The organism is Streptomyces sp. NPDC059875 (assembly GCF_042731085.1).
GTDB lineage: Bacteria > Actinomycetota > Actinomycetes > Streptomycetales > Streptomycetaceae > Streptomyces.
In genome coordinates this window covers 38,747-48,650 of record NZ_JBHWJZ010000022.1, presented here as the reverse complement: position 1 = coordinate 48,650, position 9,904 = coordinate 38,747, and the positions used below count along the sequence as shown (strand labels likewise).

General features: G+C 70.2%; 7 protein-coding genes. 1 reads left to right on the top strand and 6 read right to left on the bottom strand.

The window, feature by feature from the left end; translation table 11 throughout:
• Nucleotides 1-177 precede the first annotated feature (177 nt).
• Complete coding sequence (locus ACFV9D_RS25185) at nt 178-738, top strand: GNAT family N-acetyltransferase (protein ID WP_385150393.1); 561 nt, start codon at nt 178-180, stop codon at nt 736-738.
• A gap of 85 nt (nt 739-823) precedes the next feature.
• On the opposite strand, the gene ACFV9D_RS25180 is transcribed toward ACFV9D_RS25185, so the two are convergent.
• The 6 genes from ACFV9D_RS25180 to ACFV9D_RS25155 all read right to left on the bottom strand — a co-directional run bounded on the left by ACFV9D_RS25180 (nt 824) and on the right by ACFV9D_RS25155 (nt 9,846).
• Nucleotides 824-1,144 carry a hypothetical protein gene (locus ACFV9D_RS25180; protein WP_385150390.1) on the bottom strand — a complete coding sequence of 107 codons (321 nt, stop codon included), beginning with the start codon at nt 1,142-1,144 and terminating at the stop codon, nt 824-826.
• A 252-nt stretch (nt 1,145-1,396) separates the two neighbouring features.
• Nucleotides 1,397-5,425 carry a glycosyl hydrolase gene (locus ACFV9D_RS25175; protein WP_385150387.1) on the bottom strand — a complete coding sequence of 1,343 codons (4,029 nt, stop codon included), beginning with the start codon at nt 5,423-5,425 and terminating at the stop codon, nt 1,397-1,399.
• 88 nt (nt 5,426-5,513) lie between these two features.
• Nucleotides 5,514-6,920, bottom strand: a complete 1,407-nt coding sequence (locus tag ACFV9D_RS25170) for a M64 family metallopeptidase (RefSeq protein ID WP_385150384.1) — start codon at nt 6,918-6,920, stop codon at nt 5,514-5,516.
• Nucleotides 6,920-7,351, bottom strand: a complete 432-nt coding sequence (locus ACFV9D_RS25165) for a hypothetical protein (RefSeq protein ID WP_385150381.1) — start codon at nt 7,349-7,351, stop codon at nt 6,920-6,922. The genes ACFV9D_RS25170 and ACFV9D_RS25165 overlap by 1 nt, the downstream gene beginning before the upstream one ends.
• A 261-nt stretch (nt 7,352-7,612) precedes the next feature.
• A complete protein-coding gene (locus ACFV9D_RS25160) occupies nt 7,613-8,833 on the bottom strand; it encodes a putative Ig domain-containing protein (RefSeq protein ID WP_385150378.1) in 1,221 nt (406 codons plus the stop codon).
• Between the two features lie 119 nt (nt 8,834-8,952).
• On the bottom strand, nt 8,953-9,846 hold the full coding sequence (locus ACFV9D_RS25155) for a LysR family transcriptional regulator (protein ID WP_385150375.1): 894 nt from the start codon (nt 9,844-9,846) through the stop codon (nt 8,953-8,955).
• Nucleotides 9,847-9,904: the final 58 nt, after the last annotated feature.

The following is a 9,904-nucleotide window of genomic DNA, read 5'->3' as shown; positions in this document are numbered from 1 at the left end:
AGTGCTCAGATCTGCGAAAGATGAAGCAGTGGCAAGAGCGGTGACGAGCGAACTACTCGCGAGCAGGCAGGGAAGCCGGCGAATCGCCCCCTGGCCTTCCAGGCTAGCAGCGTGGCGCCCAGCTGTCCCTGCCCTCTTCCCTCCGTAACTCCCGGCGCTTCCCGTACAATCGGCCGCGTGCGCAGGGGACGTGATCGAGTGTCACAGGTCGTTCTTCGGCCCGTCGTCGAGGCCGACGAGGCGCGATTCCTCGAACTGGCATGTCATAGCGCGGCATTCCACCACCCCTGGGCCGAACTACCGTGCACGCCAGACCTTTTCGCCTCCTACCTGGCAAGATCGGACCAGGTGAAGGCCGCCTGCATGGTGCTGTCCCGTCGGGACCAGGGCGACCTCGTGGGAATGATCAACATAAACGGCATCGTGCGCGGTCCCTATCAGCGGGGCATTCTCGGCTATGCCGCGTTCCTTCCCTATGCGGGCCAGGGATACATGTCCGCCGGAGTGGCACTCGCCGTACACCATGCATTCGAAGTCATGGGGCTGAACCGATTGGAGGCCGATGTCCAGCCGGGAAACGCGGCCTCCCGCGAACTGGTCCGACGGCTCGGTTTCCGGAGGGAGGGCCTGTCGCCGGGCTTCATCAGGATCGCGGGCGTGTGGCGCGACCACGAGCGCTGGGCCATCACCGCAGACATGCCCCTGCCGTCCGTGGACGACGGTGGGGGTGGGGAATGACCCCGCCCCTGCCCTCCGTACGCCGGAGGGCAGGCACGGGGGCGGGGGCACAGCGACGCAGGCCAGGGCCCCCGAGGGAGCGGGGTCACTCCATCCTCAGGCCGCCATGGATCTCGCCCGTCTGCACGACGTTCTTCGCCTGGCCGTGAAAGGAGTTGGCGACGCCACCGGCCGCCGCCTGGTTCCACAGCGTCTCGCACTCCTGCCGGAACGACGCGTCGCGCGTGAACTCCTCATCCAGCGCGGTCGCGATCTCCACCTCCGTATCGGGCATGGTCGCGCGGCCCGCGAAGCGCTCCCGGACACGCCGCCACAGCATGGGCAGGGCCGCTCCGGCGGACTCGCCCGCCCCCGTGGCAACCCCAGCCGCGAGGGCCCCGGCGATGGCAAGAGACAAGGGATCCATGGGTGACCTCCACTCGGCGGGTGTGCCCCGTCCATCATGGAGGTACGGGAGCGCACGCCATAGGCCCAGGACAGGGAAAGCGGCGTCAGCCGTCCTCCTCGGCGCACATTGGCGCTGCGGGCGAGGATGCCGGCCCTTCCTTCTCACCCCGCCATCGGCGCACAGGACGGCGACGAGGGCTGTGGCTGCTTCCACCGAGAAACGGGGGCGAAGCGTGCTGGGCTTGGGGCGGCGTGGGGGGCTGAAAGGTCATCATGGGGCCTCCCCTGTCTGGGCACCCACCGGCTCCGCGGGCGCGGGGTGGGCGGGCCGGACGACGTAGGTGCTGCCGCCCAGCAGCGCGCCCTGGAATTCCTGGAGGACATGGAACTCCACGGGCCGGTCCGCCACGCCCTCGGGCAGCCGGACGTTGACGGCAAGACCGCGCGAGCCGCGCTCGGGGTCGATGCGCACGCCTTTCAGCTCGTTCTTGCGGTGCTCGTCGGGCTTCATCGCGTACGAGCGGGCGAAGTCGAACTTCCGCACCTGTCCATTGCGGTCGGTGAAGGTGGCCGGGAGGATCTGGCCCGGGTTCTCGAGCTGCTCCACTCCGTGGCCGGGCTGCGGCCCCTGCGCGTTGCCGAGCTTCTCGAAGGTGATGTAGAGCCGGGTCCCCTCGGGCAGGCTCGCCCAGTCGAACCGTACGGTGAACGGCTGGGGGGTCTGCTTGGGGTTGTTGAGCATGACGACGAAGGCCTTGGACGGGCTGACGCCGCCGGGAACGGAGTCCTCCACCTGGAGGTTCTTCAGCGCGGCATGCTTCCTCGAGGTCACCAGCGTGCCCACGTCGAAGATCTGGGCGGCCCGGACGGGGTCCTCGTCGCAGGTGGCGACGGCCAGGACGCAGGAGTGCTGGGCGGCGGTGGCCGGGAGGAGGAAGTCCCACTCGGCCACGCCCGGTTCCGCCGCCTCCAGCCGGGCGAACGTCCGGGTCGGCCCGAGCGGCGTGTACGCGGTGGCGACGGGGTCGGCGGCGAAGGGCTTGCCGTTGGACCAGAAGTCCGGGGGCAGGGCGGGCAGGCCGGCGGAGGCGTCGGCCAGGAAGGCCCGCACGCGCACGTTCGTCGCCGTGCTCACGCCCCGGTTGTGCACCTGGACGTAGAAGCGGTTGAGTCGGTCCCGACGCGCGGTGCGGTGGGCGATCGTGGTCAGCGCGACGTAGTCGTCGACCACGGTGGGCGTCTGGTAGTTCGGCTCCGGGGCGTCCACGAGGATGTCGGGGCTCTGCCACCACCACATCGTGCCCGGCGTCGCGCTCGGGTCGAAGGGGTCCGCGACGCCCGAAGGGGACGGCTGGACCCGCCCGGAGTCGAGCACCGTGTCGCGCAGATACAGGTCGACCGTCTTGGGCTGCCCCGCGTCGACGGGCCGCTCCCAGACGCTCCGGCCATGGGTGGCCGCGCGCAGCAGCCGGCTCTTGGCGTGGAGGACGAGGTCGAACACCGGCGCGTTGGGCAGGCCCTGGTCCCAGGGGAGCCAGGTCAGGCCGGCGTCCTCGGTTCGGAAGACGCCGATGTCACCGCCGCAGAAGAGCCGGTTGGCGTTCGCCGGGTCGATGACGATCGAGTTGATGGGATTGGCCTGCGCCAGGCCGTTGGAGCGCGAGGTCCAGACGGTGTCGGTCACCCCCCGCCGGTAGACGTGGTCGTTGCTGAACTCGCCGGGCGCCTCGGAGCTGAACAGGCCCGCGAACGTCACCCAGACGGTGCCCGCGGTATCGACGGCGATGTCCGAGACGCACACCGAGGGGAGGGGACCGGCGGTCAGATCGGTGCGCGTCACGTCCGGGGGATTCCATGTCGCTCCGGTGCGCCGGTACTGGTGGACGTGCCCGTCCTTCGTACCGGCGTACACGATCGTGCTGTCGGTCGGATGGACGGCGATCGCCGTGATCGGCGAACCCGGCGCCGCCCAGACCGCCGACCACGTGTCCCCGCTGTTCGCGCTGCGCCAGAGCAGTCCGCCGCCGAAGTAGCAGGTCGTGGGGGTGGCCGGATCGAGCGCGAACGGACCGTAGAACTCGGCCTTGTCGTCGCTGATCCCGCTCCTCTTGGACAACCACGAGGCGCCGGCGTTGTCGGACCGCAGGATGTCCGTGTAGGTGTACTGCATGAACATCCGGGTGGGCTTCGACGGGTCGATGGCCGTGAAGCCACCGTCCCCACCCCTCGACAGGGTCCAGGCCGGAGTCCCCGCGTAGCGCTGGACGCCGTTGTCCTGGGTGCCGCCCAGCATGACGTTCTCCCACTCGGGATGGAGGGAGAGCGACTCGAACTGCAGCGTCGCCAGGTCGCGGTTGCGGTGGCTCCACGTCACTCCCGTGTCGGTGGAGATCTCGACACCACCGTCGTTGGCCGCCCAGCAGGTGGCGGGGTTGCCGGGATCGAAGACGAGGGCATGGTGGTCGGCGTGGACGTCCGCGATGTGGTCGAAGACGCCGCCACCGGTGCTGGAGCGCCACAGGCTGCGCTCGGCGACGAACACGATGTTGGGATCGGTCGGGTGCACGGCCACGTTGAGGGCCCACCAGCTCTGGTCGGTGAAACCGAACACGGCCGTGTGGGTGTGACCCGCCACATCGTTGGTGGTCAGGGTCACCCTCCCACCGCCGGCCAGACGTGCGAACTCCTGTGCCGTGAAAGAGGCGGTGTGCGTATGGGCGGAGGCTCCGGCCGATGTGCTCGTGTACGTGTGGGGAGCTGTCGGCGCGATCATGTCCGCGGCGGGCACGGTGAACTGATGGACGTGCCCCGCACTCGGGAATGTCGTCGACGCCGCCGGGTAGTTGAGGCGCATCGGGACTGCCGACCACGTGGCGCCTCCGTCTGTCGTCCTGGCGAGCGCGGAGAAGCCCGGGAAGAAGGAGAACAACGCGAGGACCAGTGCGGGGTTCCCCGTCTGCTGAGTCATCGCCACCCGCTCGAAGGTGCCTGCCGTGGGCAGCCCGGGGCTGTTGATCACCGTCCAGGCGGACCACGTCCCGTTGGTCCTGGTGCTGGTCCACAGGGCCTGGCCGAAGGCGGCGGCGATGACCTTGACGGTGCCCTGGGGGCCCGGCATGCGCAGGACCACCATGTCGCTGAACAGGCCGAACTCGTTGAGGACCGTCCAGTTCACGCCGCCGTCGGTGCTCTCGCAGACACCGATGCTGGAGGAGAGCAGCAGGCGCTGGCCCGTCGAGTCCGTCGGATCGAACACCAGGCGGGTGATCTCGGCCCGCTCGAAGTGCCCGATTCCCAGCTCCGTCCAGGTGTCCCCGCCGTCGGTGGAACTCAGCAGCCCGCTGCCGTAGTAGGTGTCGGCCGAGGACTGGAACTCGCCGGTGCCCGCGACGATGTGGAGATGGTCGTTCGGGTCGATGGCCAGGGTGCCGATCGCCAGGCTGCGTTGGAAGTCCGACTTCGGGGTCCAGGTCAGCCCGCGGTCGGTGCTCTTCCACACTCCGCCGTTCGCCGTGCCCAGGTACACCGTCTTGGTGTCGGTGGGGTCGATGGCGATCGCGAGGGAGCGGCCGCCGTAGCCCGTACCGAAGGACACCACCGGTCCTGGGCCCATGGGGGTCCAGTTGGTGTCGCCCGTCACCGGCGGCGCCGGAAAGGTGCCCGGGCCCTGGTCCGCCGTGGCCCGCAGGCCCGCCTCGATGCGGTCCCGACGCTCCCGCAACGCCCTGATCTGCGAGATCTGCGTCTCCCGAACGCCGGGCGGGACGCGGCCGAGGTGGCCGAAGCGGCGCTCCCAGTGGAACCGCTCGCGCTCGAAGGGGCTGTCGCCCTCCTCCTGCTCACCGGCCGCGGCCGCCTGCCCCTCGTCGAGGTCCGCCGGCCGGGCCTCGCCCCCTGGCCTTTCCCCACGCGCCGTGACCACCACGGTGGTGTGCGCGTCGCCCTCGTACCCGTCCTGGGCGAACCCTTCGCCCCTGTCCTCGTATGTCGCCCCGATGTGATGCTCGCCCGGCTCCAGCCGTGCCGTCGAGAGCCGGCAGAGGAAGGTCCCGCTGCCGTCCGGGCGGATCGCCTCGCCCTTGTCGCGGGCGGGATCGGGCACGGTCTGTCCCCGCAGTACGCGGTTGGCCAGGACCGCCTGCCCGTCGACCGTGAGCCGGACGGGCCAGCTCTGCCAGCCTGTGCCGTGGATATCGAGCGGCATGCCCTGCCTGCATTCGTGGAGGCTGGCCTCCAGGAGGGGGGTGGGGGCCGATCCGCCCTCGGACCGGCCCGTGCTGTTTCCGTAGCCGTCGTCCATGAATCTCACGATAGGCGCAGGTCAGAGGCGTCGCCTGTCCAAGCTTCAATGTTTGAACGGGGGTCGATGCCGGTGTTCCGCGGGCGTTCTAGGGCGTGGGGAAGGCCGGGGCACGGGTGGCGAGGGTGTGCGTGTTCCCGGCTCCGTCGGTGATCTGGGCAGTGGTGTCGCGCGGCGGATGGTCCGACGTGAGGCCCAGCAGGAAGCCGCTGTTGCCGGCCGCGACACCGGGGGTGCCGAAGTCGATGGTGAGCCGGTTCCCCCGCTGCGTGACGGAGACGGGCCGGACCGTTCCCGAGCCGCCCTGAGCGATGACGAAGAGGTCCGATCCGCCGGTTCCGTCGTAGTCGACACGGCTGACGGGCCCGAAGTCGAGGCTGAGCATGCGGACGGCCGACGCCGGCAGCGGACCCGAGACCGGTGTCATGTCGACGCGGTACTCGTACGGGTACTTGCCGGCACCGACCGAGCCGGCGATGCCGCGCGGGTACAGACGTGACTGGAGCGAACCCGATCCCGTGGCACCCGCGATCTGGATGGCCGGCGCGATGTCGTTCGGCACGGCCGTGCCCGAAGGATCAAACACGCACTCGATGATGGTGGACGTCACATCCACCGCGCGCAGGGCCCACTCGAACGGCTGCAGCGTGCGGCGGATCACGCCCTGGCACACGGCGCAGAAGGGCGTGAGGTTGCGCATCATGCAGTTGAACGCCGGCCGGTACAGACCGCAGTGGTAGTAGCCCGCCCCCTCGAAGGCGCCGATCGTGCCCGCCGCCACGGGGTTGGCCTGCGGGTCGCACACCGCGCAGTTGGCGTTCTTGGATGTGGGCATCGCGGTCGTCGCCTGCACCAGCGCCGCCCATTTGATCGTGGTGCGCCCGGTGTCCAGGGTGACGTTCGGCGCGGTGGGTTCGGTGCCGGTGTAGGAGTCGTGTCCGGTCTCCGAACAACTGACCCAGGACTCGTACTCGTCGGCGAGTCCGAACCCGGAGTGTCCCAGCTCGTGCGCGGCGACCGTGACCCAGTTGGCGCTCGTCGACGTCACGGCGATGGTCCCGCCCGAGCCTCCGTACTTGGCGCTGTTGACCACGACGATCGCCTGGTGCCAGGCCGGGACCTGGGCCTTGAGCACGCCTTGCACGATCGACGTGTCGGCCGCCAGCAGTCGGGGGAGCCCGCCGAAGCAGTAGGTGGCGTCGAAGTAGGTCTTCGGAGTGGCTCCCGTCCCGCCGCAGGACGCGGGGTCGTCGGCGCCGCTGTCGGTGGAGGTGACGTCCACACGGTGGATGTTGATCCGGCCCTGGACCGCGGGCTCGTTGAACGGCGGCATGGCGAAGAGCTGGCTGACGAAGAACTGCGCGTCCGTGTGCCACTGCACCATCTCGCTGCTCCGGTAGCCCTCCGAGAGCAGAACGAGGTTCCACCGCGAGGCAGTCGGGCCGCTGTTGTGGAGCAGCGTCGTACCGAGGACGGTGCCGTCGCCGGTTCCCATCAGGACCCGCCTCCCTCGGTGCCGTGGCCCAGCTGGTACCGGCCGATCGTCTGTGTCCGCACGGTGGTGCGCAGCAGCGCCACCTCCTTGGCCTCCGCCAACGCGGGCACCAGTGCGAAGAAGCGTCCCTTGGGCTGGTTGATCGGCTTGTGCGTGAACGGCCGGTCCGGATCGGTGGAGAGGACCTCCGCCTCTTCCCTGATCGGGTTGTCCAGCGGACGGCTGTGGATCCGCTGTCCCCGCGCGTTCAGTATGTCCACGCGGTAGCCGACCGATACGTCGGGCTGTTCGGCGGCGGCGGGGCTCAAGCCGATCGACAAGCCCTGCTGTCCGGCGGGAGCGTCCGGAATCACCAGGTCGACCGGCTCGCTGGCCACCAGTTCGATGTGTTGGCCCCGGTACTCAAAGGTGAGCCGTATCGCACCGCTCATCACGCACGCCTCCTCGGATCCGGGTTCGACGCACACGGTCGCCACCCCCAACCGGACCATCATCGGATGCAGCCCGCCACACCGGGCGAACAGCCCTGGGCAAGGTGCGCCGGGCACCGGTGGGTGAACAGGAGGGCGGTCGGGTTACTCCGAACAGGTGGCTCGCTGCCGGTGCCCGCAGGGCCGTGGGCGACCACCGGCGGGCGGCCGATGGCTCCGGGCGCCGACGGCCGGGCTCGTCGGCGTGCGTGCCGGGCGACGCTAGAACCAGTTGAGGGTGAGTGGAAAGGCGGTGCCGGCAGAGGCTCCGGTCGCGTCTGTGGCGGTGACGGTGATCTGAACGGTCCCCGAGCCCCATGGCTTGCCGCTGATCCGACCCGTCGCGGCGTCCAGAGTCAGCCCCCAGGGCAGCCCGCTCGCGCTGTAGCGCAGAGGAGGCCTCCCTCCGGTCGCGGTGAGCTGGATCGTGCAGCTCTGGTTGAACTTGCATGTCTGCGGGCCGGGGTTGGCGACCTTGAGGTCCCCGGTGGGCGGCGGCGTGGTGCCGTCACAGCCGGGAGCAGCCTCCGCGGGCAGCGCCACACGCCAGATCTGGTTGTCGTTCTCGGAACCCACCAGGAGCGTGGCGCAGTCGGCGTACGTCACGATCTCACCCTGGGGCTGGGCGGGCAGCGCCACGTCGGCCAGCTTGGCTCCGGTCGCCGCGTCGTACACCGCGGCCGTGTTCGCCCCCAGGGGACCGCCGCTGCGCAGGATGTAGGACTTTCCGGTGGGCGAGAAGGCACCGTCGGTGGCGAAGACGGGTCCGGGTCGGACCGGGGTGAGGGTGTTGAGCTGTCCGGGCTGCGGCGGCAGCGGCGCCTTGTAGAGCTGACCGGGGGCGCCGATGAGCTTGCTGGCGACGTACAACTGCCCGGTCGCGGGGTCGGCGAGGAGCGATTCGGCGTCATGGCGGCCGTCGGAGTAGGCGAAGCGGTAGGTGACGGGGGTGACGGTGGCGGCTCCCGCGAGCGTGTCGGGTTCGGGGAAGCCGTGGACGGTGAGCTCGGCGCGGCCGCTGAAGTTGTCACCGATGTCACCGACGAGGATCACCGGGCGGCCGGCCGGGTCCTTGCCGAGGGCCAGCGCCTCCCAGTCCGTGTTGGAGGTGCCGGCGACGGTGAGGGTGGCTTTGAGCTGTCCGGTGGGTCCGCTGCAGTCGACCGCGAACACCTGGTTGCTGTTGCCGCTGTCGTTGACGGCGTAGAGGACGCCGGGGTGGCGCGTACTCATGGCGAGCCCGCTGATCTCCGCCAGGCCTGCGGGCAGGGTGCACGTGCGCTCCGGGGCCGAGGGCGCCGACAGCACCGCGGGGCGCCCGGCCTTCCCGGGTGCGGATGCGGGTGCGGACGCGGATGCGGATGCGGCTTGCGGTATCGGCCAGAGCAGGACGAGGCTCGCGGCAGCCGCCGCGACGCGTGAGGGTGCGAGGAGTCGGGACATGCGCACAATGTGGCGGCGAAAGCCGCAGTTCCCAAGCGCCGGACACTGCGCGTTGAGCATGAACCGATGCCGGGCGGGCATGGCGCGCCCGGGGCAACTCCCATGGCCGGCCGGGGGAATCAGCGACTGGGCTCGCGGACGGGCGAGTTGTGCCGAGCGTGTGCGAGGAAGGCCCGCGCAGCACGGCTCAGGGGGCGTCTGGCGTGCACGATTCCCACGGGCCGGAGCAGCGGCGGTGTGAAGGAGCGGACCTCGGCGCGGCGGCCGAAGGCCCGTAAGACGACGTCCCGGTACCAGATGAGCGAGCCCCGGCCGTCGATCACGCCGGTCACCCAGGCCAAGCGTTCGTTGACCTCCAGCGTGGGCGCGGGCCGTACCCCGAGGACGCTGAACATCGCCTCCAGCTCCGTACGGCGGCCCGTTCCCGGAGCCGGCAGCACCATGTCAAGACCGTCGAGCATCCGGAGGGGCAGCGGGTCGGGCAGTTGGGAGCCGAGCGGCGAGATCAGGACGACCTCCCGCTCCTGGATGTGGTGCGCCGACAGCTCCTTGTCCACCGGCAGGTCGACCAGCCCCAACTCGGCGGTGCCGTTGACGAGTTCCTGCACAAGAACCTCCCGGCTGTCGTGCTGGTGCAGGCGTACGTCAATGCCGGGGCTGCGCTCGGTGAAGGCAGGTACGAGATCGACGGCAAGGTCGAGCGCCAGGGTCGGCGTGGCCACGACGTGCAGGGTGGCGCGGGTGTTCTGCCCGTGCGGGGCTCCGACGTCCTCGATCGCCTCCACCGCGTCGAGCACCGTACGGGCGAGCCGGACCACGCGGGTGCCTTCGGGTGTGAGGTCCACGCCGCGCCCGCGCCGGGCGAGCAGCTCCACTCCGAGGTCGCGCTCCATGGCCTGAACGGCCCGGGAGAGGGCGGACTGGGCGACGAACACCGAAGCCGCCGCGCCGGTGATGGAGCGGCAGTCCGCGACGGCGACGAGATATCGAAGCTGCGCGAGTGTGGGGGTCATGACCGGACGGTAACCCCAGGATCGTTCAGGTGTAAGGGGCAGCAGAGTGAACAACCGA